The organism is Actibacterium atlanticum, from assembly GCF_000671395.1.
Classification (GTDB): domain Bacteria; phylum Pseudomonadota; class Alphaproteobacteria; order Rhodobacterales; family Rhodobacteraceae; genus Actibacterium_D; species Actibacterium_D atlanticum.
Genome location: NZ_AQQY01000004.1, coordinates 87000 through 110603 on the forward strand (window position 1 = coordinate 87000; position 23604 = coordinate 110603).

A 23604-nucleotide genomic window follows, 5' to 3' on the forward strand; every position below is an offset into this window, starting at 1 on the left:
ACAAAGAGTTTCAACACAGCCGCAAAGTTCTTCGAATGCCTCGCAAATTCGCACGATCTTGCCGGGGCATGCGCGCGGACCAGTTGGTGTAGCGCCCTTCGCATCACACAGTGATGACATAATTGTAACGGGTGACTGCGACAGGTTTGTGAAACCCTTGGTTGGGTACAAAGGCCGCAGAGGGCACCGATAGCGCAAAAGAAAAGGCGGCCCCAAAGACCGCCTTTTCCAATAAATAACAACAGCTTATCTTTTGGACAGCACACGGTTGATCAGGGTTTCAGCAATCTGCACTGCGTTCAGAGCAGCCCCTTTGCGCAGGTTGTCAGACACACACCACAGGTTCAGACCATTGTCGATGGTGCTGTCTTGACGGATGCGGCTGATATAGGTCGCGTAGTCGCCAACGCTTTCAACCGGAGTCGCATAACCGCCATCTTCGCGCTTATCGACCACCAGAATACCGGGGGCCTCGCGCAGAATATCGCGCGCTTCATCTTCGTCCAGGAACTCTTCAAACTCGATGTTGATCGATTCCGAGTGGCCGACGAAAACCGGCACGCGCACACAGGTGGCGGTAACCTTGATCGACGGATCGACGATTTTCTTGGTTTCGACGACCATCTTCCACTCTTCCTTGGTGGTGCCATCTTCCATGAACTTGTCGATATGCGGGATCACGTTAAACGCGATCTGCTTGGGGTAAACGCTCGGCTCGACCTCTTGGCCCGGCACGTACATGCCCTTGGTCTGGTTCCACAGCTCGTCGATGGCATCTTTGCCCGAGCCAGAAACCGACTGATAGGTGCTAACCACGACGCGCTTGATCTTGGCGCGTTCATGCAGCGGCTTCAGCGCCACAACCATCTGCGCAGTCGAGCAGTTGGGGTTCGCGATGATATTGCGCGCGCTGTAACCTTCAACGGCTTCGGCGTTGCATTCAGGCACGATCAGCGGCACGTCCGGATCATAGCGATAGAGCGAACTGTTATCGATCACGACACATCCAGCAGCCGCCGCCTTGGGCGCGTATACCTTGGTGGCATCAGACCCAATAGCAAACAGGGCAATGTCCCAGCCGCTGAAGTCAAACTGCTCCAGATCCTCGGTGGTCAGGGTGGTGTCGCCAAAGCTGACTTCGGTGCCTAGCGAACGACGCGAGGCAAGTGCGGTGATCTTATCCACCGGGAACTGGCGTTCAGCCAGGATGTTCAGCATTTCTCGGCCCACGTTACCCGTGGCGCCGACGACGGCGACTTTATAGCCCATTTCGGCTCTCCTAACGTCAGAATGACATGGCGCGTTGCTTTAGCGCAAAGCCCCGGGTTGCGAAAGGGGGGGTGTTGCTTTGGCGGCCTCGCGCGCCTGCGCCAGTTTCCGCCGCGCATCACTTTCATCAACAATCCAAGCCCCATCCGCCGCTTCGATCACTTTTGGGTAATAGACCTGATCAAGATAATTCATGAAAGCGGCGCGCAAATCTGGATCATACCAAAGCGATTCGACCTGCGCACAGGTGCGTGCAAGATCCTCCGGATTGCCAACCGGCGTCACCAAACCCGGGATCGCAAAAAACGCTTCGCCAAGGGTAATGACCGGTTTGTCGTGAAAGAACGCCTGCAGCCCCACCGAAGAGTTGATGGTTATCACCCCACGCCCGGCAGCGACCTGCGCGAAAGTGTCGGTTTGGTTGTCAACAATCAAGCGCGGCCCGGCCTTGGCCAGCGCCTTGGACAAGGCCACAGCAAGAGACGACTTGGCAGACGGGTGTTCTTTGATACGAATGTGCCACCCGTTCGGAAGGTGCTTAGCGGCCTGGGCCAGCGCGTCCAGCATCCCTTCGACCGATTGAACCCAGTCGGCAAACAGGGTGATCTGGCTGTCATTGGGTACCTGCAATGGGCAGAACAGAAAGTTACCAACGTCTTTGGGCAGCTCTCCACCTTGGCCGACATCCGAGCGGCGTGATGCACGCGCGGTCAGGCTTTCACCAAGTGTGCGCCATCCCTCTGCCCGTCGTTCCGCCGACTGCCCAGCCCAGTCGGTATAGAAAGACGCCTCTCGCGGCAGGCTGTTTTGAGCATTTACGCCGCTATGGTCCAAGGTGACCCGCCCCGGGAAAGGCGCAAGTTCAGCAAAGAGACGCGCGGCCCCGGCATCCCTTGCCCCCGCCATGAACGCACGTCGCGACCCCGTCAAACCGTTCCAGCACATTGCCAGCGCGTCAGGATGTTTGGAAAAGTAGCGTCGTGACCAATTATACTGTGCCCAAATCAAACGATACTTAAGCCACTTACCGAAAGCGGTACGCGGCTTTTTCTTCGCGACGGCCAGCGCCTCTCTGGTCCGCGCCGCACTCTCAGCGAAGTGACGCATAGACAAGCCAATGAATGGCAATCGGCGAGGCTTCCCGACATCTGCATTCCCCACAGAGCGGAACACGCCATCCTTCTTCTTTGACCAACCAGCCAGATACGCGATCATCAGAACCCCCGAAACATCGCCGCACAGTAGCGATTGCCGTCCAGAGTTTCAAAGACCCTTAATGCCTAAAGAGCATGGTCCATAAACAATTGTCTGAAACGCGCCGGGAAATCTTGGTAGAGCGGGGTGGGAACGGTTTGAAACACAGCGTTCTGCAATGCCTCTGCCAAGCTCTGATCGGCCAGTGACACACTGATGGCCGATGCCGTGCTGCGCCCTTTCAGCGCGATCCCCCCGGCCGGGTCCGCAAGCCTCTCCAAGCTCTCGGCATCCAAAGCCACCTGCGCAAGCACCTGTTTCCCATCTGGGTCCGTCTGCATGGCAGCAACCGTCCCTCTCAGGATGGGCCCATCCTCGCGGTACCCCAGCAAGTTCAGCGACACGCGCATACCTTCTGACATCGCGTGTGCTTGCTGCAATGTAACGACGAATTCGGCCTCAAAGGACGATTGTCGTTCATCGTGCAACTCTATCAAGTCTTCAGACTCGCTGTAGGCGTTTCCGGCCAGAAGTGGGCGCACGCGCGCAACCGTCCCTTTCTGCGGCGCCGTCAGGCGTGGAGCCTCCTTAAATCGGGTCAACACGGCGCGTTGGTGTCGAAGCTGTGCCACCAATTCTGCCGCGCTGGTCTGCTGGGTTCGCCGATCTTCATCATAGGTTTCACGTGCATCAAGCTGTTCAGCATCCAACTGCGCGAGCCGTTCGTGCAAACGATTCTTCTGTAACGCAATCTCCAAGGCCTGATGTGCCTGTGGTTCAGCAGCATCTTCTTGCTGCAGAACCAGCGTCAGATTTTTCTCTAGCAATGACAGCCGTTTACGCAACAAGTCCCGAACATCATCCATGCGATTCACCCGGGTTTCATACCGCTCAAGTGTGCTCTGGCAGGTATCTATTCCTTCACGGATCAATAATTGAGTTTCCGAGTCGAAGCCTTGGTCCACGCCCGGATCAAAGGCAAATCCTGACGGGGCTAGCAAGCACTCGCGGAAAATGGCGTTCGACTTAATTTGTCGATCTATTTGCAACAGGCGGCTTTCGATAGCTGCTTGGTCCAATAAGGCAACAGTCTGCCCCTTGCGCACCTCTTCCCCCGGTTCGACCAATACCGACAACAACGGGACCTCCGCTGGCAGATGCACCACCGCCCTCTCGCGTTCTGGCCGCAATGTTCCTGCGAACAGGTCCGTTCTTGGTACATTTACCTGGTCGATGCCCCAACGCAGGCCCATGAACATGGTTAAAAGCATCATCCCGGCGGCAACGACCCAAAACACCGGCCGCCAGCCCAGGGGGCTTGTCGGCGCGTATTCAAGTTTGGTTCGCGACATCGGGTCCTGCCTCTTTGGCGTTCTTACGAGGGTCGTAGGTTTCCAGTTTGGCAAGTATCGTACGGTGATCCATTTCAATGCTGGCATCTACAGACACACAGGCCCGCATCACGGCGGCAAGCGGTGAAATGCGCCAGTTGGTTCCAGTGGCCTCCGCCTCTTCTTGCGCGCGCTGCAACTGACCGGTCGATACGGGAACATCCAGGTCGGTCATCTTGATCAGACAGTATCCCTCAAAGTGCTTAAACTCGAAGGTAACGCTTTGACCAATTCCCATCGTTGTGCTTTGGCAGGAGAACGCCAGCAACTCAGCGGCAACAGAACACGCATTGCGCCGGTTGGCATCATCTCCATCCCGCCGGAAATGAGACCGAATCCAACTCTCAAGGTTTTCTTCGGTTTCCAGAGCCCTTGCGCCTACGAAGCGTGCCCAACCCGAAGATTGACGTTCACGAATTTCCTGTGCGGCCCCGAAATCAACCATGCGCCCGCCCTGAAGCATCAAGAGCTTGTCACATTGCTCCAGCAGCAACCGGTTTTCGGTGATCAACAGGAAACATCTTCCTGCGCGGCGCTCTTGCTGGATGCGTCGCGAAACAGCACTGATAAGCTTTTCGGATGCGCCATCTTCTGGGCGATCGATGAGAAATATGCCTGGCGACAGAATAAAACCACGGGCAAATGCCAGAGCTTTTTGTTCTGTCGTCGACAGTTGCCGGGCATCCGGTTTCTCGACAATTTCATCGACTGCATCTGCAGCAAATACCAGCTGTTCGAGCACCCGGCGGCTACGTTCTTCGATCAGACCGGATTGAAAGCAAGTCAGGTTGTCCAGACCACTGGCGGGAACCAGCAAAGGTTGCGGGGGCAGGTAAAGCGCTGGGATCGACTGCTCAGCTGTACTGCGCGACCAAAGTTCGGCGCCATGATAGGCAACGCGCCCCTCAATATGCAGCCCGGCCATATCATAGGGGTTGGCCAGAGCCTGCATCAACAGCGATTTTCCCGCTCCCGGGCCTCCGGCGATCCCAATCACAGACCCGGGCGCAGCCTGGAACGAAATGTCTGATAGCAATGCCTCACCATCAGTGGTCTTCACCGTCAAGCCGCGTACGATCAGGCCGGTTGTATCTTCCATCTCATCATCATTGTCGCGCGCGGGCATGGATGTCACAGAAGCCGCCTGAGCAGTCAGCAAGGGGTCCCCGGCAAATCGTTGTTCAGCAAAGGCGGCAAAGGCACCCACGCTCCAGAATACAATCAGACCAACCGCTGCGATGGCTGCATTGCTCAGGACCTCTTGCGCCGTTAGCCAACTTGCCACAGTCATGGCGATGACCATGCTGAACCAGGTGATAGCGGTTAAAAAGCTCCGTAACAGCCCAATGTCACGGCGGCGGTCGCGCGCCATACGCCGACCTGATTCGTCCCGCCCGGATAGGATGGACACGGCTTCCTCTGGCAAGAAATCCCACGGGCTTTCGGGTTTCGAAAAACGATAGAAACCAGCAGTCGCAGCCCAGGCCAGTAGTGCGCCCAGCGGGATGGCAAGGCCCAAAAGTGGATGTAAAAACTCCAATACCAGAAAGACGACCCCTGCGGTGACAGCTCGCGCAATCACTGAACTTCGCTCACGCGCATATCTATAGCCCGCAAGGGACTTGGCATGGGTATATTCCAGCACAAGAACACCCAAAGCCGGCACGACTGCAACGGCGGCCAGAATCGGTGCCAGAAGGTCCTCTCCAGGACGGGCGGCAAGCGAGTGTAGAAATACAGCCATAACCGATAGGCCAATCATGCATGCGCTTATTCCAAAGGAGAAGAACATCGACAGCGGGAAGGCCCACTTCGGTATCCCGCGATCCCGCATTCGAACGTCGGGCGCCCCAGAAATTTCGAAGGGGTCACCCTGATTTGCGGGTTTCGCAAATTCTGCTTTTAGATCCTTGTTATGCTGCATCGCATGTCAGCCCCGAGATAATTCAACATCTCATTTCATACGGACGCATTGTTAATAAAACCTTGTTTTCTATAGGAAACTAAATTTTCCGCCTTCTCTGTTTGTTAACTTTACCCAGTCTATGAAGGGAACCGAACGCCAGTTTAACGATGGGCAGGATATGACAATAGAAACCGGACAATCGCGCAAAACAGCAGGCTTTGGCATGATAGTGTTTGTGTCGACCGTAACGCTATTGGCTGGCGCCGCCTACTCTGTAAGTACCGCGGCCAGAACACTGTTCTTGGCTCAAGAAGAAGAGATCATTCCCATCATCGCCGGGGGCGAATTGGATCAGATCCCAGCCTTGATGCGGGGCAACCTGCCAAGTGCAACAACAAGCGTCGTATTCGACCAGAAACGGCGCGAGAAACCGCCTCGTATGTGCGAAATGCCCCCTGACTACTTTGAGACGATTGATCGTGGTCTTGAACAGCCTGCGGGCTACACACCGCGCAACGCATATGTCCGGAAGTATCGTGCCCGTCGGGGGTTCCTGAATGAGCGAGAGATGCGCGCGGCGAAAGTGGCGTGGCACTATTTTGAAAAATTTACGCAAGAATCTACCGGGCTGGCAAATTCGGTCGGGAACTACCCGTCCACGACACTTTGGGACACCGCGTCCTATATCGCCGGTATGGTCGCGGCCTACGAAATCTGCCTGATCGAAAAGCCCGAGTTTGATCGCCGTATGACCCAGCTTTTGACAACCATCAAAGGGCTGGAACTTTTCCGCAAAGAGATGCCGAACAAAGTGTACCATACCAAGACGGGTGCCAAGGTAGACTATACCAACAAGCCCGGAGAAATCGGCTTTTCCGCGCTCGATATCGGCCGCTTCCTTGTATGGATGCGAATCGTGAAAAACCGGTACCCGCATTTGGGTAACACCGTCGATTCAGTCATGCTGAAGTGGGACTTCAAGAACATTATCGACGAAGAAGGGCTGATGTTCGGATCCTACGTCGACAAGGAAACCGGCGAGACAGTGTATGCTCAGGAAGGGCGGCTGGGGTATGAAGAGTACGCCGCGAAGGGCTTTGCCCTATGGGGGTTCAAGCCCCGCCTGGCCCATCGCGCAGAACCGTTTCTGACGGCATCGATCTATGGCGTTCAGGTGCCATACGACGGGCGCGACCCGCGTATATTTCACTCGCAAAACTATGTCGTCACAGAATCTTACCTACAAGATGGGTTGGAATTGGGGTTTGACCTGCCACATGACGACTCCAGCCCGGACTGGCTTAACACAGACGGCTGGCGCGCTGAATTCGCCGACCGGATATACGAAGTCCAGGAGAACCGCTGGCGCCGCACAGGGTTCATGACCGCGCGTTCTGAACACAACGTCAAAGGTCCTCCGTACTTCACCTATGATACGATTTTCTCTGACGGGTACCCATGGAACACCGTAACCCCCCGAGGCGACTATGTGCCCGACCATGCGGCCGTCGCCGCAAAGGCAGCCTTAGGCCTTTGGGCGCTGTGGGACACTGAATACACAGATGTACTCTACGAGGCCATTATCGAACTTTACGATCCAGAGAATGGTATGTTCGAAGGGCTTTACGAACGCGGTCAGGGGCGAGTCGCAATCTACACGGCCAACAACAATGGCATCATCCTGACTTCGCTGTTGCACAAGGTGCAAGGCACCATCTTGACCCCATACACCGGCGATACCGAGGTCTGGTACACGGCCTTCCGCGACCAAGATACGCGTGAGCGGCGAAAATACCCTGACCCCCCTCAAAAAGACGACTGGCTGCCCGCACTTCGACACTCAGTCCAAAAGGAGGCTGACTTCTGATGACCTACGCACATAAAATTACCACCACAGCAGTCGCAGTTTTGCTGGCCTTAGGGACCACATGCGCGGCGCAAACCCAAGCCACTCAAAACCCAGCCGCTTTCGCGTCCGAAAATGCGATCCTGGATACATCAATTCCTTTTGCGATTGGCGCAAGGGAGGCGCGCCAATCCTTGCGTGGCGCTTTCGGCTGGCCGACGTTTCAGGAAGGATTGGTCGAGGGGGTGTACTTCCGCTTTGACCCGGATGGATACGCCCGGTTTTCATCAACTCCGCGGTTGGACACCGACGTTTTCGAGGTAATCTGCCGACCTCGGACTTTTTCCTGTATGGGGCGAAAAGGACCTTTGTCGTTGATCCTGAACACCCGCGGGCAACTTCAGCTAAAGCTGGACGATGTCGCCAGCGGCGACACGTTTTTCGTGTCCGAAGGCGTCTCTGAAATCCAAGTGCCTGAGCGCATTCTTCAACCCTTGGATGTTCAACTTGAAAACCTCCTGTCCACGGGGGGGGAACTTATCATTCGTCGAGGCGAAAACGAGGTAAACCGCGTTTCGCTCAATGGATTCATGCCTGTGTCCGCCTACCTGCGCTGGATCGTTGCCCGTCAGGACTATTCGGTACTGCCGCGAGGCTGGCCCGTCCCCAACGCGCTTGGAGATACTCAAAACGGTAACATGACTCAGGTTTCTGAATGGAATTCTCCGATGCCACAACCCCAGTACTTTCCGTCTCAAGGCGCCGCCCCGGGCCTCCAGACTGCAAATGCAGCCGCCCCAGCCGAAGTTGCTGAAGTGAAAGGGGAGCTCAAAGTCTTGCGCGAACTCTTACTGGCTAAGAATGCAGAACAGGCTATTCCACCCGCCGCTGCCGCACCAATCGCACCGGGATCAATGGCACAGCCCTCCTCGAATCTAAGCGAGGTCGAGACACACATCCTTGAACTGCAAGCCACAACTGACCAAATTCTTGCGGACATAGAAACGCTGCGCCAAGCCGCAAATCAATTGCCCGTTCACCCTCCCGCAGCTGAGCAGCCGATGACGCAAACCGCCTATCCAAACGAACCTTCGCAACAGGCGCGGCGTTTGGAGTATTTGATGAGTGAAATCGGCTTGGACGCTGAAACCGCTTTGATGATCATGGAGCTTGCGGAAACTCGCCCCCAAGAAAGCGCCCAAGGGTATATGGCGCCAGAGGCCCCTGTGTTCCCAAAATCCATGGGCCAGGCCGTCAAACAAGATATCGTTTCCGAGATTTTGGCCGAGCTGGAAGCCGAGCTGAATACCCCTGCAGTTGCGACGGAAACGCCGCCAGAAGCGCCAATTGCGACGTCGGTGCAAGCCCCTTCTGCGAGCCCAGAGGAGTATCAGCTTCTGTCGGACTACTTTAAGTCCGCATTTTCCGGCCAGCAATGAGGCCGCAAATCCAGCCCCTATGGCACAGTGCTTTGTGCTAAATTGCAAATATTAATTGCTCCTTCAAATGCGGCATCGGGTGTCTAATCAAACCGGTCACTTTGAAGGAGAAACCGTTATTTCAGGCAAAGCCAGCGTCGATAAAAGGTCCCTCTGGGGTCTTCTAACTGTCTTGATTACATCAAGCCTGATTTCGGCTGCGAATTGCCTTGCGGCCGAACCAATTCAAACTACTGATCACGCGCCGCTCTGGACGATTCAATGCTTGGACGAGGGGGCTTTGTGCCTGGCAACATCCTCTATTATGGTGGTTTTCCTTGATTCAAACGCCCGGCCGCATCTGGCTCTCAAAAACACCGCACCAGAACGCTTATCGGTCCTGAACGGTCGCCTTTCGAAAGACCTCCCGCATCGGCCGTCTGAGCCGCTTGCTGGCTCTGACATTCGATTGCTATCCCAAGATGGCGCACACTTGGTCGTGCAACGACAGGGTGAACCCCTTTTGCTGTTGCAAACCTGGGGCTTGGACACCGCGGTGAATGAAATACGTCAGCGATCGGGGCGCTCTCTCCAAACAGATTCGGCGGTCGCGCAAGAAAACGCCCCCCCGGTGCTCCAACGTTTTGAAGAAATCCAGAAGTTTCACGAGGCTCCGCCAGTCATCTTTCTGCCCGCGATAAAGCCGCAGGCGCAGATGTCGATACGCGCTCAGAACGGGCTGGTACTTCCGATCATTTCCGGAATGGGGCAGCACATTGAACAATACGCGACCACCAGCCCGACCCTCGAATAGTCTACTGTTTTATATGTATTTTTTCAGACACCTCTGGGTGGTTTCACCTGTTTTTAATCGCAGGTCTGTATTTCAGAACAAGTAAGAGTGTGAGGATGTAGAACATGTCACTTGTCAAACGTTACGCCAAACCAATCTCCGGGGCCGTTATCTGCGTTGCGTTGTCTGGTTGCGTGGCGCCCCCTGCGAGCTTTGCTCCGTCTATCGCGCAGCCCAACACACGGCCCGCGCGCAACTTCACATCGTTTAGCGACTCTTTGCGCTGCATGGATGCGCTGTTTATCCAAGCCAAACGACCACGGGTCCTCGTCTCGTCAACTGACATTCCTGATGAAACACGAGAAATAGATGTCGGGGCGGATGACATGCTGATCAACGCGCTGAGCCAGATGAATGCAAGAAGTCAGGCGTATCAGTTCCTCGATCAGGCAATCTATAAAGATGGCGGTTTGCTGCAGCTCCAGCTAACCCGCGATGACGATATCAGCCCGCAATACTACATTCGAGGCTCCATCAGCCAATTGGATTCCTCGGTCACCGACGACTCGCTGGATGTCGATTGGGAGGCTGCATCCGGGACGTCAAAAGGCCTGACCGGGGCCAAGTTTGGCCCTTATCGCAAACTGTCTGTGGTTTCGGTGGACATGCATCTGGTCGCTTTCCCAAGCCGGCGGGTGCTGCCCGGGGCATCTGTCGCAAATTCCATGATTGTCATCGAAAGGGGATTTGGCGCAGGTGCCAGCGGCTTGATAGATCTGTCCGATCTGGGCATCTCTCTCGAAATCAATCGTGTTGAAAGCGAAAGCCAAGCGGTGCGCAATTTGATCGAGCTTGGCCTTATTGAGCTTTTGGGGCGGCATTCAGGTGTGCCCTACTGGTCCTGCCTGAGCTTACCCCAAACTGATGCAAAGGCTGAACAGAACCGTGAGCGCAAGTTTGAAAACACGCTTGAAAGCCAGAACATAGCCGAAGCGCAAACATTGCTGATGGCCTTGGGCTATTATGACGGCACAGTCGACAACATGCTTGGGGCGCAAACCCGTGCGTCAATCAGCAAGTTTCAGGCAGATGAAAAACTTTTGCCCAACGGTATCGTAGACTTCGACCTACTGCAGCGGCTGCGCAAACGTCTCGCCGCGAAAACAGCAAAAGTAGACCCAACCAACACGTCCCAAAAAGAGTAAGGCCCAAACGCCGTCATTGCAGCGTTTGGGCCTTGTCCTGAAGGGTCACTCCCAGAGAACTAGTTCGTTTGCCATAGCGGGCCATGCGCCATGAAATGGATAGCCTCCAGAACGATGCCGTTGGTGTTCAACGCCAACACATCATTTTTCTGCCCATCCACCTCAAACTCGCCCGCCATCCACCCGCCTGAGCTGGCCAAATGGCTGAGCGTGTCGCGCAGCATCCCCGTATATTCGTTGTCATAGAGCGCGTCCCAACCAAACACCGCCTTCAGGCTGACAGTGCGCAGCGCATCAAATTGCGTGCCATCTTCGCTTACCACCGCCCATTCGTTGCCATTGCTGAAGACGGAGGAGTACAAAAAGTACGGTGCCTGATTGATGTGATCTTCTGATACCATGGTGAGCTTGCCCGTCTCGCGATACCTGCGCCATTGCGCATCATAGACCCGAGACGCCAGAATCTGGGCCTCGCTGTCCAATCCCATCTCTAAGCCAAGAAGCAGATAAGGCTCGCTCAACGTTGGCGTGATCGCGCGAAAAGCCGAGGAGCTGCGCCTGTCGATCGGAACATCTACGCCTTCAATCTGCTGCCAATCCATAATCGCAGAGGCCGAGATCGCTGATGACACATCTAGCCCCCACATCGCGGCGGCCCTTGCGGCGTATTGCTCATACCCGATCCGGCCTTCTTGGGGGTATACCGTCGCCTCGCCTTCTAATGCGGCCCCTGTCAGGCTCCCGGCTGTCGCCATCTTTTCAAGCTGCCAGTTTGACAGTGCAGCCCGCACTTGCGCGCCATACTCCGGCGCGCGGCGCTCCAACACACGAAATGCGGTCAACAGCCGCGCGATATCAAGCGCCGACCAACCGACTCCGCGGTCCGATACGGTATTGTCGTAATCCACCATCTCACCGGTGATTGTGTTGTAGGCCTTGTTTGGCAAAACGCCATCGAACAGCGGCAATACTGCCATCGTGTCAAGAAAGGCGCTGACACGTTTATCGAACTGATAGCCACTGATTAGCCCCAACTCTTTGGCGCTGAGCAGGGCAAACAAGTAAGATCCCTGATCCCACAATGTCCCCGAGGGGAACCCCGCCACGGAATCCACCAAACCCGTCTCCGGGCGCGTGTTTTGTTCAAAATAGCGCCATGCCACCCGGGCATCCGCCATGTCCTGCGCGGTCAGTTCACGCGGCGCCGTTGGGACATGCCTGGCCTCACCCAGGGATTGCACCGCGATATGGCTGGTGCTGGCCATAAAACGGCCCCACCCATCCGTCGCGACGGCAAATCCCGCGGCCGCGACAAGACCAAACATGAAAGCATAGCTGGACCGGTTGTTAGACGGTTTTACCTGAGAGGGCATTGGGGAGCTCTCCTTCTTGGGGAATGGGATGAGAATTGACAGACAGCTCGGTTTGGGGGTTCCACAGAACACTCAGAACGAACCGCCCGACGGCCAGGGCGTTCCAACCGAGCCAGAACAGGTTCACGACAAGAAGCGAAACGCTGTGACCTGGCCAATGCTGAAAGGTGGCAAGACCGCCATAAACTGCGGCGGCAAGCATGACCAAAAGCAATGCGATATTTGGAGCGACAAATCGGAGCCCGTCCGAAAGGATTGGCGTCTTCGGCGTGGTCGGAAACTTGGGCTTGCGCCCCAGAAGAACAAGCCAAAGTGCACGAAGTTGGATCGGTAAAGTGGCAAGGGCCGACAATCTTCCGGCATGAATATTGTGGGTTTTGCACGCCGCCAGCATCGCGAGTTCGCCGACCAGCAGAACCGGCAGGAAATGCGAGAAAAAATCGACGGAGTAAGCCGCGACAGGCGCCATACCGGTGAACAAAGAAATTGCTGGAGCCAGCAACAAAACGGGCGCCCAAAGAGCCGATAAGTAAGACCAGAACGTTGCGGCGTAATGCAGCTTGGTCTGCCAGGGCATCCCACGGTGCCTAAGCGGGTTGTCATGCAACATAATATCGAAGGTGCCGCCGGCGTATTTCAAACGTTGGGTCGCCCATGCCTTCAGACTCCAGGGCGATAGCATGCGACACTCGACCTGCGGATGGTAAACAGATTTCCAGCCCGCCTGCGCGTCGCTTTGCAACAACATGGATGTATAGATGTCCTCGGACACATGAAATCTGAACGGTTGCAGTTCAACGGCGGCGTTCGGCGCTGCACAGGTCAGTCGCGCGCTGAGCTTGGAAAGGTCCTCGCCTTTTCGGCACAGAGCCGCTCGGAACACAGCTTCGCGGCGATGAATAGAGCCAGCGCCACAGCAAAAAGACGCCCCATGCCTGTTTCGGCGCCGTTGAATCACGTCGAAGAATAGTGCCGGATCCGACAAAAACGGGTCCCGACCTACATGCTCCATACCGCTCACCATTTTCAACGGCTTGGCCAACCAACCCGCCCTGGCACCAAACTTGGCGTGTAGCCAAGCCCCCCACTCCTGCCCTTGTGGGATGTCATAGAACCAATGCGGCGTTTGCACCCAGGCAACCTTTGGGTCACGGAAATATCCAAGCGTGTTTTCCAGAAGGCCGGGAAACACCCGGGTGTCGGCATCAAGAATTACGACAAAGTCGCCACTTGTCTGGAAAAGGGCGTTTCGCAGATTGCCCGCTTTGAACCCAAGGTTATTGTTGCGCGATATGTAGTTGACCCCCAAACGCTCTGACATCTGCGCAAACTCGGGCCGGTTGCCATCATCCAGCACATGAATCTTTATCCTGACGCCAGCCGGATGTCGCAGCGCTTGGGCATCGGTGATCGACGGTTCAACGACTTCGGGCGCCTCATCAAACGTCGTTAGAAAAATGTCAACGGAGATGGGATCGTCGGTATCGTCCAGCGCCGCATCTTTGCGGGTTTGCGGGGCTGGCTTGGCAGGCGTGTCCTGCTCTTGCCAAATATCGAAGTAAAATATCAAAGTGCCGATAAAAAAGAGTGTTTCAACCAGCGCGACCACAATGGAAAACGTCAGTGCATCCGGGTTCAGGGACTGGGTCCATCGCCATTGCAGATACCAAAGGCCTAAGCCAACCGTGGCCCCCGCCAAACCTTGCCAGACCAACGTGCGCCGCTTGCTCATGGGGGTAAAATCGGGAGGTTCGACCCCGTCATATCTTGTGAAGTAATCGTTTCGCATAGAAGTTCCGAGCTATCAAATTAAGGCGGATTTACTGACTTTTTGGGTTCACGCTTAAATAGTCTTTCACCAGCGCGTCCGCGATTTTCAGGATCGAGTCATATTCCGATCCGTGCGCGTCCCCGGCGGGCGGTTTGGTTGAATACGCCCATACCCCAGCGGATATCTTGATCCTCAAGTCCCGGGTCAGAAGCACAGTTTGCGACAGACTCGCGAAGACCGAATATGTGTATTCGCAATGCCCATCCGGATCGGTGTAGGCAAAGAAAACCGCAAGCTCAGGTTGCCCTGGGGTTCGTTTTGCTTGCTCTGGGGTCAAAATTTTCAACCCAGCCGCCCGAAACCGTGCCTCAAAAGCTTTCTGCAAAGAGGGCCCAAAATCATTGCGCGCGCCGGGTGGGGCCTTCAGCTTAGTCAGATTAAACGAAACCCCCTTAAGCCCCCTCAGAGCCTCTATTTTTTCAGATTTTGGGAGCGCTTCTGGGTCAAAACCCAGCACCACCTCCGCATCGTTGTGCTGGCATATACGCGGGGCGTCCGGGTGCTCTGAAAGGCGGCCCTCTGCAAGGGCGCTTCCGTCCATCAGACCAAAAAGCCGATAGATTGAAGACAGCTCCACATCCGGGAACAAACGGCTGGTAAAGTTGCGCCGGACCAGACAGTTGGGGCCATTCGGGCACCCCTCGCCCGCATATTGGAACTTCTCCCAAAGTATCCAAAACCGATCGCCGCTCTGCGCCTCTACTGCCGAGCCACTGAGAACCGTTAACAGGAAAACTATTTGAATAAATCGTACCATGTCATGCAATGCTCGCCACTTGGAATGCCGGAATCGCGTTTTGGGCCTCGGTTTGCTCAAGCGTGCGAACGCGCTCCAACCGGCTTCGGTTTTGGGGGCTTCCATCGGCATGCTGATGCGCAACAGCCCAACGCGGCCCCGCAATCATCGAATCCACGTAAGCGCCTGAAACCACGTGGGTATCTGGGCGCAATATGCTGTTGCGCACGACGGCCCGCGGCTCAATGATCGTATTTGCGCCAACGACGCTGGGGCCTGTAATCTCGCTGCCTGCGTGCACGTACGCATCCGGTCCAATATAACATGGCCCTTCAAGACGCGCCCGGGGCGAGACAGTCGCGCCCGGGGCGATCCAGACATTGGGTTGAATCTCTTGCCCCAAGGGCGTCACCCCTGGAACGAGCCCCCGCAAACCCATCTCGACGGCTCGATAGTAGTCCTTGCCACAGCCAATATCGACCCAGGAAAAGTCGGGGGCATGGACCTGAATATGCCCCCCATTCGCCAGGATAGCTGGCAAAAGGTCGCTGGCGATGTCCAATCCCGGCTGATCGGCCAAACGGGCGACCGCGCGCGGCGAGATGACATAGACCCCAACGTTCGCAAGCGTGGAACGGGCCTCTCCCGACGCGGGTTTCTCTTGAAAAGAACTGATCCGCCCGTCCGCATCCGCGACGATGATACCATATTTTTGCGTCTCATCCGGTGGCACTTGTTTCGCCGCAATGGTCACCTCAGCGCCAGACGCGCGATGGGCCGCCATCAATTCAGCCATATCAAGGTCAATCAACGCATCCCCGCACATCACGATGGTATCGTCCGGCAGTGCCGAATGGCGTCGCTGCAATCGCGCCAGTGTCGAAGCCGAGCCAATAGGCTCCCCGCTCCAGCCGTCAGAGCCCATCTGCCCCTCATGCGCGTAGAAAACGGACACATCCCTGCGACGGTTGAAATGGGCTGGAATCTGCATTCCCAGATGCCCGGGATTGATCAGATACTCCCGGATGCCAAAGCTTTGCAGATGGCCGATGATGTGATCCAGAACCGGGCGCCCCAGTAAATCCAGCATGGGTTTGGGCGTTTCTTCTGTCAAAGGTGCAAGGCGGCTGCCCTTCCCCGCCGACAAGATTACGGCGCGGCACCCCACCAGACGAAGCTTTTTAAACTCGTCGCTTTCCCGAGCGCACGCGACAGTGTCATAGAGTGGCAGAGCAGCGGCAATCCCGCTGGATGCAAGGCGCTCCTTGGGGCCTGCCTGCAGGTGGCAAAACGCAACGCGCATCACCGGGCTTGCGGTCAGTTCCAATAACGCAGCAATCCCTTCGTAGGAAAGGCGTCGCACAGAAGACATGTCGAACAACGCACCGCCAATCCCCTGCGAAGACAGCCTGTCCAGCAAAGCTCGAAGGTTGGAAAGGTCCTGCGCAGCCGGAGAGCGCGCACCCATTCCAATAACGGCAAGACCATTTTCGACTTCGACTTCTGTCAACATGTATTGGCTCCTCAACTTGGGCGCTTCACGAATTTGGGGGCGAGAGATGGCAGTGGACCAAGTCCGATGGTCCATGCCAGGGCGCGCAGACGCGACAGGATGTAGACGAACAAACAGGTCGCCGAGACTGTGCAGCCCATCTTGATGGCGATCAGAGCCATCGGCGACATCGTACTATCGCGGAGGGCAATCTCAGCCAGATCCAGGAAGATCGGGTGGCACAGGTAAATCCCAAAGGAAAATGGCGCTAAGCGTGACAGGACGGGCGGCCATTGTTTGTGAGCCAATGACATGCACAGCCCAAACAACGCGACCGGCATCAGGAAGTCCGCCCAGTAGCCAGCGGTATAGCCAAACGGCCATTGTCCCGTCTCAATCGTTTTGTAGGTCGCGATCAGCTTGAACAAAAACAGAAGTGCGCCGAAAAACAGCAGCAGCGGAAAGAAGCGTGCACGCGCCTGCAAGGTTTGACGTTGCCACAGGCCCAGGCAGGATCCGGCCACCAGCCCATACCCCACGTAAGTCAGAATCTTCACCGACCGGACAAGGTAAGGCAGGACTGCCTCTCCCCAGAATGTTGGATAGATAAATCCGTCCAGCTCTCGTTTGATCAACAGACAGGCTAACACCATCAAGCCAAGGAACGGATGGCGTTGTGCCAGACGGAACAATGGGAAAAAGAGCAGCAAGCCAAACAGCGTTGGAATGAAATGCATGTGGTACTTCACGCTGCCCAGCGTGACATACCCCAACCACGCCACAGGGTCTTGAAGCTCTCGGACACCGGCGTCCAGATACCCAAATGCGTCCGCTTTGATCAGCCCATAGAGCGCGTAAAACCCCGTCCAGAACGCAAAGGGGACCAAAAGCCGGCGCGCCTGCACTGATATGGTCTGGCCATAGGACTTGGGCCGAGCATCCAGCGCCATCAAAAGCAGGAATACCGAAATGATCAGAAACAGTTCTGTGCGGGCCGTGTATATCACGGCCCTGAGCAGCATCGGCAGCACCCGGTCTTCGACGGGATAGTCCGGCCACGGCTGTCCGTTTGCATCAGCTGTCGCGTGCAAACCGACCATAGAAAGCCCTGCCATCAGGCGCAGCGCGTCGACCCAGACAAGGCGGTCTTTAGGCGCAGAAGCAAGGGGTGTTTCAGGCATGGGGCGCGACTCTTACGTTATGTTAACGGTTTGATACCGGTGAGAAAAACCTGTCACGCCAACCGGAAAGAAAAAGTAAATTGCCGCACGAATTTTTGAGGATTTTATCCAGCCTATGTTCACCGTTTGTTAGCAGATCAGGGTGTAGGGCAGAGATAGAGAAAGGTCCGCCCATGCTGATGAGATTGATCGCCACCTGCACCGCGTTTGCCATGATGCTTTTTGCGCCAGGCAGCCACGCGGCCACGCCGCAACAAACCTGTATCGAAGTATTGTCAGAGTTCGGCCTGCCGACGGATGGGTGCGCCCCTGCGCCGTCTAAAACTCCTACGGTCAAAACGCTGCCGCCGCCACCGGCCGCGCAATTGCCCGGCCGAATCACTGAAAGCCATGTCTTTTTCCCCAAAGGCGGTGCCAACCTGGATCGCGAAGCGATGGTGAAACTGGCTAAGATGATCCAGATTCTTCAAGCCGCGCCAATGTCAGATGCCTGCCTGCGTCTTGTCGGTCACTCCGACACCTCTGGATCGGCTGAAGTGAATCGCGATATTTCGCAGAAACGTGCGCAAGCCGTGGCAGAATTCCTGCAGCGCGGCCTGGGAAACCCTGCCCGAATTCAGGAAATCAAAGCGATGGGCGAAGACCAGCCGCTTGAAAACTGGCCACGTACAGACCGGATGAATCGCCGTGTCGCAATTTGGGCGCGTAAATGCCCCTAGGGGCCTGAACCCCGGCGTCGCCCATCAGAAAAGTCCGTTTCACCACGCCGCAATCGCGCAAATTGGCGATGGTCAGAAAGTCCGGGTCGGTTGCGAGAAAGGCCTCTTTCGTGGCTTTAAAAGCATGCTCCCCAAGCGGTCTATTGAAGCCCCAATCCGACAGTTTTTGGCGTGTCTGACAAGCTTCTCTTTCCACAAACACGCACCGCAAAGCCTTGCGTTAAAAGCTGGTAGACCGTCCTGGAAAGGATGTTGTCAATCACGCTCGACGATCACTGACACGGTCGCGAAAAGTAAACTTGTCATCAGCGCCGATCGTTGCGTAATTCAGACCGAAGGCAAAGAGACGTATACCCAAAGTGTAAGCCCTTCATGAGGCTGAACAAAAGCCTTCTACCCGCCTGCAAATTCTGGAAATCCGATTTTACAGACCCGCCTTGCACACACTTGCAGGCGGTGACAAAGTGCCGCTCGAATCCCTTCCATGGAGCCAGCGATGATCGAGAAACGTCAGTTCTATATCGGCGGTGAATGGGTCGACCCTGCGATCCAAAACGATTTGCCCGTGATCGACCCCGCAACCGAAGAAACCTGCGCAGTGATTGCGCTGGGCGGTCAGGCTGACACAGACGCTGCGGTTGCAGCGGCAAAAGCCGCACAGGTAAGCTATGCGCGCAGCACCAAAGCCGAGCGTCTTGAGCTGCTTCAAACCATCCTTGACGTGTATCTGCGCCGCGCCGATGAAATGGCGCAAGCAATGCGGATGGAAATGGGGGCCCCCATTGATCTGGCCCGCAAGAACCAAGTGGGCGCCGGCGCCTACCACACCAAAAACTTCATCACTGCACTGAAATCGTTCGAGTTTGACCGGCCGCTGGGCGCTCATGCCCCGAATGATCGCATCCAGTTGGACCCCGTCGGTGTGGTGGGCATGATCACTCCTTGGAACTGGCCGATGAACCAGGTGACGCTTAAGGTGATTCCTGCGCTCGCCACGGGTTGCGCCATGGTTCTGAAACCCTCGGAAATCGCGCCTTTGTCGTCGCTCCTGTTTGCAGAAATTCTGCACGAAGCCGGCGTGCCCGCAGGCGTGTTCAACCTTGTAAACGGTGACGGGCTGGGCGTAGGCACGCAGCTTTCGACGCATCCCGATGTCGACATGATCTCGTTTACGGGGTCGACGCGCGCCGGGGTCGCAATCACCAAAGCAGCGGCGGATACGCTTAAACGCGTGCATCTGGAGCTTGGCGGTAAGGGGGCGAACCTTGTCTTTGCCGATGCCGATGCCGACGCCGTCAAACGCGGTGTCTTGGATGTGATGCATAACAGCGGTCAATCGTGCAATGCCCCGACCCGGATGTTGGTGCAGCGCGATGTTTACGATCAGGCTGTCGAAACCGCTGCGCAGGTTGCCCAGGCGGTGCAGGTCGGCCCGACCACTGAACATGGCCGCCACATGGGGCCGGTCGTCAGCGCCGCACAGTTTGACAAAATTCAGGGCCTGATCAGCCAGGGAATCAACGAAGGCGCCCGCCTGATTGCTGGCGGCCTTGGTCGCCCCGAAGGGCATAACCGGGGTTACTATGTCCGCCCGACCGTGTTCGCCGATGTGAACAACGATATGACCATCGCGCGCGAAGAAATCTTTGGCCCGGTCCTGTCGATGATCCCCTTCGACACCGAAGAAGAGGCCATCGCCATCGCCAATGACACGAATTACGGCCTGACCAACTATATCCAGTCACAAGATGCGGCCCGCTGCGACCGTGTGGCCCGTGAACTTCGTTCAGGGATGATTGAGATCAACGGAAATGAACGCGCGGCGGGCGCTCCTTTTGGTGGCGTCAAGCATTCTGGCAATGGGCGCGAAGGTGGCGTCTGGGGACTGGAAGACTTCTGCGAAGTCAAATCCGTCGCAGGTTGGCGCGCGCCTTAAGCGCATCACGTATGCATCAGATGTGCATGGCATGTGCATCCGTTGTGTATGCCCGAAATTCAGAAAGGCGCCTTCGAGCGAAAGCTGACCCCGTGGCCGGTTTCAGGGTGGTTCAGCCGCAAGGCTTCGGCATGCAGCATCAGGCGCGGCGCCTTGCGCGCCTCCCCCTCTGCATAGAACGGATCCCCCAAAATCGGGTGCCCCTGCGACAGCATATGCACCCGTAGCTGATGACTACGCCCGGTCTTGGGCATCAAGCGCACACGGGTTGTGGGGCCGTCGTATTTCATCACGCGCCAATCGGTAATGGCGGGCTTGCCATTCTCATGGTCGACCATCTGTTTCGGACGGTTCGGCCAGTCCACAATAAGCGGCAAATCCACTGTGCCGACCTTGGGTTCCAGATGCCCCCAAACCCGCGCGACATAGGTCTTTTTGACCTGCCGTTTTTCAAACTGTTGACCCAAATTTTTCTGCGCAGCGGGTGACATGGCAAACACCATCAACCCAGAGGTATCGCGATCCAGACGATGCACCAAGAGCGCCTCGGGGAAAGCCCCCTGAACCCGTGTCAGCAGGCAATCTGCCAGATGCTCCCCGCGCCCCGGCACCGACAATAGTCCGCTGGGCTTGTTGACAACCAACAAGGCATGATCGCTGTGAACAATGTCCAATGGGCTGGTCGGAGGTGTGTATTCGCTGCTCATTTCCGCCCTTTAACGCAAATATCGCGCCGCGCCCAGCCCGGCCCAGCGCCCGGTTGCCAGACAGGCGGTCAGTAGATAGCCGCCGGTCGGGGCGTCCCAATCCAGCATCTCTCCGGCGCAGAAAACCCCAGGCACGTCGCGCAGCATCAAATTTTGTGTCAGTGACGCCCACGTCACCCCGCCCGCGGTCGATATTGCTTCGTCGATCGGGCGCGGGCCACTGTGGGTGATCGGCACAGATTTTATCAATGCAGCCAAATATTTACCTTCGGGCAGAGGGCGACCAAACTCCATCAAAACCGCCGCTTTGGCACTGTTAAGGCCCAGCACTTTACGCAGGTGATTTGATAGGCTCGCCTTGCCGCGTTTGCGGGACAGACGGCCTTCGATCTGCGCCTGCGAAAGGTCGGGCAGCAGGTCAATAGTCAGTTCCGCCCCCTCACGGAGAGGGCGTGACAAGGCATAAATGCCACCGCCTTCCAGGCCGCGTTCCGAAATCACAATCTCACCCCGGCTGACCTGCCCACCCGCATGTAAAGCAATACCTTTCAGCGGTTGACCGAACTGCTTGGTCATGGGCGGCGACCAGTTGACCAACATTCCCATATTCGAAGGTGCAAAGGGGGCAAGGCCCACCCCGCGATCAGCCAGTACCGGCGCCCAGGCCCCGTCGGACCCGAGCCGTGCCCAACTGGCGCCGCCCAAGGCCAGAACAGTCGCCCGCGCTTGCACGGTCTGCTCGCCGTCTGGCGTGTCAAACACGGCCGCATCACCCCGCCATCCCAACCAGCGCCAGCGGGTTTTCAAAGTAACGTTTGGCATACGCGACAACCACGCACGCAACAAAGGGGAGGCTTTCATTACCCTTGGAAACACCCGCCCGGTGGAGCCGGTGAACAGCTCTTGCCCAAGGTCACGCGCCCATGCCTGAACCGCGTCCGGGCCAAATTCTGACAGCATCGGCCGCAACATCACCGAGGCCTCCCCGTAGACCTGCATGAACTGTTCAAACGGTTCGTCCTTGGTCAGGTTCAACCCCGACTTTCCCGCCATCAGAAACTTGCGCGCGGGTGAGGGTTTGGCCTCGACCAGCAGCACATCAAACCCCGCAGCTGCAAGTTCCTGCGCCGCCATCAACCCCGCGGGTCCGGCCCCTATGACAAGTGCGTCACTCAACGTTGGTGATGTTGCGCACGTCGATCACCCGATGCGGATACGGAATGACAATGTCGTTTTCTTTCAAGGCGTTCCAAATGGCGAACAGCACTTGCGAGGTATACTTGTGGCGCCCGTCATCAATGCCGTTGACCCAGAACTCAAGCGCGAAATCAATGCCGCTGTCGCCAAACCCGCGCAGCTCGCAATCGGGTTTTTCCGGGTCGGTCAGCACAAAGTCCAGCTTGGCGACCGCGGTTTCGATAATGGCCGGCACCGTGTTGATATCGGTGTCGTAAGACACGGAAAACTCGGCCTCGTACCGGTTGGCCGATCCCGCGTCCGAGTAGTTCACCACACGGGTTGTGATGAAGTCTTCGTTCGGCACAACAATCCAGCGGCCATCAAAGGTTTCAAGGATCGCCGCGCGCGCCGTCATCTTGACGATGGTGCCGGCTTCGCCGCCATCCAGTTCAACATAGTCGCCAACGGTAGCTTGCCCCTCGATCAACAGGATAACGCCTGAGATAAAGTTCGACGCGATCTTCTGCAGGCCAAAACCAAGGCCCACACCAATGGCACCGCCCAGCACAGCAAGGGCCGACAGATTGATCCCCATGATCGACATCAGCAGGATGAAAGCGACACCGAAAATGGTGATCTCGGCTGCTTTGATCGCCAGTTCGCGGGTGGCAGGGCGCAGTTCCTGTTGCGCCTTCAGATAGGTGGTGGACTGGTCATTAGACCACCGACCCAGCCAGAACAGAACACCGCCCGCAATAACCCCACGGATGATCGCCATGACCGACAGGGTGATATTCCCCAAAGACACGTTCAGCGTATTCAGATAGGCCACCGCATCATCCATCAGCCCAAGCGCATACAGGGCGGCGACTGGGATAAGGATGTAGCGCCCCATCAGGCGCAGGAACCCATCTTTGACGATATCGCGCACCAGAATGCGCGCCGCCAAGAACAAGAAAACACGTTTGCCAAAGGCGATAACCGCACCGCTGTCAAACAATGACCGCACGATGCCCTCGCCAATGCCGGTAAAGAGATAGGCCAGCAACGGCAGCAACAGAGGAACAAAGATCAGCACAAAGCGACGCACACGCGCAATGATGTGGGTTTGCCCTGCGGGCGGAGTCAGCAAGCTGGTCAGAATTGGCAGCAGTTTGCGCGTGGTAACCAACGCAGCCAGAAACGCGACAACCAACAAGGCAAATTGTGACCAAGCGGCCGGGCTGGTCAACCACCCCAACGCCAGTTCCCAACCTTGTTCGGCATACCCCAGCGCTTTGGTCACGATCTCAGGTTGACCTTCCATCACACGCACCCCTTGCGGCAAATTGTTACTGAGGACATCCTCTTGCACCAACGCGCGGTATTCTCAAGGAAAACTGTGGCCAACCACCGGCTTTGCCCGCTGATATGCTTACAATTCCGCAA

Annotated in this window: 18 protein-coding genes; 6 read left to right on the forward strand and 12 right to left on the reverse strand. The window is 56.6% G+C overall.

The genetic code is table 11. From position 1 onward, the window contains the following. Positions 1 to 246: 246 nt before the first annotated feature. The 4 genes from ATO10_RS07700 to ATO10_RS07715 all read right to left on the reverse strand — a co-directional run bounded on the left by ATO10_RS07700 (position 247) and on the right by ATO10_RS07715 (position 5598). Entirely contained in the window at positions 247 to 1269 is a 1023-nt protein-coding gene (locus ATO10_RS07700; protein ID WP_035250099.1) for an aspartate-semialdehyde dehydrogenase, read from the reverse strand. Positions 1270 to 1308: 39 nt separating this feature from the next. Further along, on the reverse strand, positions 1309 to 2484 hold the full coding sequence (locus ATO10_RS07705; protein WP_051598020.1) for a capsular polysaccharide export protein, LipB/KpsS family: 1176 nt from the start codon (positions 2482 to 2484) through the stop codon (positions 1309 to 1311). A gap of 65 nt (positions 2485 to 2549) precedes the next feature. Further along, positions 2550 to 3815 (reverse strand): HlyD family secretion protein, encoded by a 1266-nt coding sequence (locus ATO10_RS07710; protein ID WP_035250100.1) that lies wholly within the window; start codon positions 3813 to 3815, stop codon positions 2550 to 2552. Continuing rightward, positions 3796 to 5598 (reverse strand): ATP-binding cassette domain-containing protein, encoded by a 1803-nt coding sequence (locus ATO10_RS07715; RefSeq protein ID WP_162174087.1) that lies wholly within the window; start codon positions 5596 to 5598, stop codon positions 3796 to 3798. The genes ATO10_RS07710 and ATO10_RS07715 overlap by 20 nt, the downstream gene beginning before the upstream one ends. Before the next feature lie 385 nt (positions 5599 to 5983). Between ATO10_RS07715 and ATO10_RS07720 the strand changes: the two genes are divergently transcribed. The 4 genes from ATO10_RS07720 (at position 5984) to ATO10_RS07735 (ending at position 11022) form a co-directional block, all read left to right on the forward strand. Beyond that, positions 5984 to 7627: a DUF3131 domain-containing protein gene (locus tag ATO10_RS07720; RefSeq protein ID WP_238323430.1), complete on the forward strand. Its 1644-nt coding sequence runs from the start codon at positions 5984 to 5986 to the stop codon at positions 7625 to 7627. Positions 7628 to 8049: 422 nt separating this feature from the next. Continuing rightward, positions 8050 to 9045: a hypothetical protein gene (locus ATO10_RS07725; protein ID WP_155886718.1), complete on the forward strand. Its 996-nt coding sequence runs from the start codon at positions 8050 to 8052 to the stop codon at positions 9043 to 9045. 79 nt (positions 9046 to 9124) lie between these two features. After that, positions 9125 to 9838: a hypothetical protein gene (locus tag ATO10_RS07730; RefSeq protein WP_155886719.1), complete on the forward strand. Its 714-nt coding sequence runs from the start codon at positions 9125 to 9127 to the stop codon at positions 9836 to 9838. Positions 9839 to 9942: 104 nt separating this feature from the next. Beyond that, positions 9943 to 11022 (forward strand): peptidoglycan-binding domain-containing protein, encoded by a 1080-nt coding sequence (locus ATO10_RS07735; protein ID WP_081806459.1) that lies wholly within the window; start codon positions 9943 to 9945, stop codon positions 11020 to 11022. A 59-nt stretch (positions 11023 to 11081) separates the two neighbouring features. On the opposite strand, the gene ATO10_RS07740 is transcribed toward ATO10_RS07735, so the two are convergent. From ATO10_RS07740 to ATO10_RS07760, 5 genes are read right to left on the reverse strand one after another with little or no spacing between them, the layout of a single operon-like run. Then, positions 11082 to 12395: a DUF3131 domain-containing protein gene (locus tag ATO10_RS07740; protein ID WP_051598021.1), complete on the reverse strand. Its 1314-nt coding sequence runs from the start codon at positions 12393 to 12395 to the stop codon at positions 11082 to 11084. After that, complete coding sequence (locus tag ATO10_RS07745) at positions 12370 to 14184, reverse strand: glycosyltransferase family 2 protein (RefSeq protein WP_081806460.1); 1815 nt, start codon at positions 14182 to 14184, stop codon at positions 12370 to 12372. Before ATO10_RS07745 ends, ATO10_RS07740 begins: the two co-directional genes overlap by 26 nt. Positions 14185 to 14215: 31 nt before the next feature. Next, complete coding sequence (locus tag ATO10_RS07750; protein WP_035250112.1) at positions 14216 to 14983, reverse strand: hypothetical protein; 768 nt, start codon at positions 14981 to 14983, stop codon at positions 14216 to 14218. Between the two features lies 1 nt (position 14984). After that, the gene (locus ATO10_RS07755; RefSeq protein ID WP_035250114.1) at positions 14985 to 16475 is read right to left on the reverse strand and encodes a nucleotidyltransferase family protein; all 1491 of its coding nucleotides are present in this window, start codon (positions 16473 to 16475) and stop codon (positions 14985 to 14987) included. Positions 16476 to 16486: 11 nt separating this feature from the next. Next, complete coding sequence (locus ATO10_RS07760; protein ID WP_035250116.1) at positions 16487 to 17635, reverse strand: acyltransferase; 1149 nt, start codon at positions 17633 to 17635, stop codon at positions 16487 to 16489. Positions 17636 to 17808: 173 nt separating this feature from the next. Here ATO10_RS07760 and ATO10_RS15950 point away from each other — a divergent pair, with 173 nt between their 5' ends. Continuing rightward, a complete protein-coding gene (locus tag ATO10_RS15950) occupies positions 17809 to 18354 on the forward strand; it encodes an OmpA family protein (protein ID WP_051598023.1) in 546 nt (181 codons plus the stop codon). 496 nt (positions 18355 to 18850) lie between these two features. Further along, positions 18851 to 20290 carry an aldehyde dehydrogenase family protein gene (locus ATO10_RS07770; RefSeq protein ID WP_035250118.1) on the forward strand — a complete coding sequence of 480 codons (1440 nt, stop codon included), beginning with the start codon at positions 18851 to 18853 and terminating at the stop codon, positions 20288 to 20290. A gap of 59 nt (positions 20291 to 20349) precedes the next feature. On the opposite strand, the gene ATO10_RS07775 is transcribed toward ATO10_RS07770, so the two are convergent. Genes ATO10_RS07775 through ATO10_RS07785 form a run of 3 tightly spaced genes read right to left on the reverse strand, consistent with a single transcriptional unit; the run spans position 20350 to position 23482 of the window. Continuing rightward, the gene (locus ATO10_RS07775; RefSeq protein ID WP_035250120.1) at positions 20350 to 20997 is read right to left on the reverse strand and encodes an RluA family pseudouridine synthase; all 648 of its coding nucleotides are present in this window, start codon (positions 20995 to 20997) and stop codon (positions 20350 to 20352) included. A 9-nt stretch (positions 20998 to 21006) separates the two neighbouring features. Further along, positions 21007 to 22173, reverse strand: a complete 1167-nt coding sequence (locus ATO10_RS07780) for a TIGR03862 family flavoprotein (protein WP_035250122.1) — start codon at positions 22171 to 22173, stop codon at positions 21007 to 21009. Further along, the gene (locus ATO10_RS07785) at positions 22166 to 23482 is read right to left on the reverse strand and encodes a mechanosensitive ion channel family protein (protein WP_035250123.1); all 1317 of its coding nucleotides are present in this window, start codon (positions 23480 to 23482) and stop codon (positions 22166 to 22168) included. The genes ATO10_RS07780 and ATO10_RS07785 overlap by 8 nt, the downstream gene beginning before the upstream one ends. Positions 23483 to 23604: the final 122 nt, after the last annotated feature.

Bases quoted from the DNA above. Each gene is read 5' to 3' on its own strand.
- ATO10_RS07700 (WP_035250099.1), bottom strand. From the start codon at position 1,269: ATGGGCTATAAAGTCGCCGTCGTCGGCGCCACGGGTAACGTGGGCCGA.
- ATO10_RS07705 (WP_051598020.1), bottom strand. From the start codon at position 2,484: ATGATCGCGTATCTGGCTGGTTGGTCAAAGAAGAAGGATGGCGTGTTC.
- ATO10_RS07710 (WP_035250100.1), bottom strand. From the start codon at position 3,815: ATGTCGCGAACCAAACTTGAATACGCGCCGACAAGCCCCCTGGGCTGG.
- ATO10_RS07715 (WP_162174087.1), bottom strand. From the start codon at position 5,598: ATGGCTGTATTTCTACACTCGCTTGCCGCCCGTCCTGGAGAGGACCTT.
- ATO10_RS07720 (WP_238323430.1), top strand. From the start codon at position 5,984: ATGATAGTGTTTGTGTCGACCGTAACGCTATTGGCTGGCGCCGCCTAC.
- ATO10_RS07735 (WP_081806459.1), top strand. From the start codon at position 9,943: ATGTCACTTGTCAAACGTTACGCCAAACCAATCTCCGGGGCCGTTATC.
- ATO10_RS07740 (WP_051598021.1), bottom strand. From the start codon at position 12,395: ATGCCCTCTCAGGTAAAACCGTCTAACAACCGGTCCAGCTATGCTTTC.
- ATO10_RS07745 (WP_081806460.1), bottom strand. From the start codon at position 14,184: ATGCGAAACGATTACTTCACAAGATATGACGGGGTCGAACCTCCCGAT.
- ATO10_RS07750 (WP_035250112.1), bottom strand. From the start codon at position 14,983: ATGGTACGATTTATTCAAATAGTTTTCCTGTTAACGGTTCTCAGTGGC.
- ATO10_RS07755 (WP_035250114.1), bottom strand. From the start codon at position 16,475: ATGTTGACAGAAGTCGAAGTCGAAAATGGTCTTGCCGTTATTGGAATG.
- ATO10_RS07760 (WP_035250116.1), bottom strand. From the start codon at position 17,635: ATGCCTGAAACACCCCTTGCTTCTGCGCCTAAAGACCGCCTTGTCTGG.
- ATO10_RS15950 (WP_051598023.1), top strand. From the start codon at position 17,809: ATGCTGATGAGATTGATCGCCACCTGCACCGCGTTTGCCATGATGCTT.
- ATO10_RS07770 (WP_035250118.1), top strand. From the start codon at position 18,851: ATGATCGAGAAACGTCAGTTCTATATCGGCGGTGAATGGGTCGACCCT.
- ATO10_RS07775 (WP_035250120.1), bottom strand. From the start codon at position 20,997: ATGAGCAGCGAATACACACCTCCGACCAGCCCATTGGACATTGTTCAC.
- ATO10_RS07785 (WP_035250123.1), bottom strand. From the start codon at position 23,482: ATGGAAGGTCAACCTGAGATCGTGACCAAAGCGCTGGGGTATGCCGAA.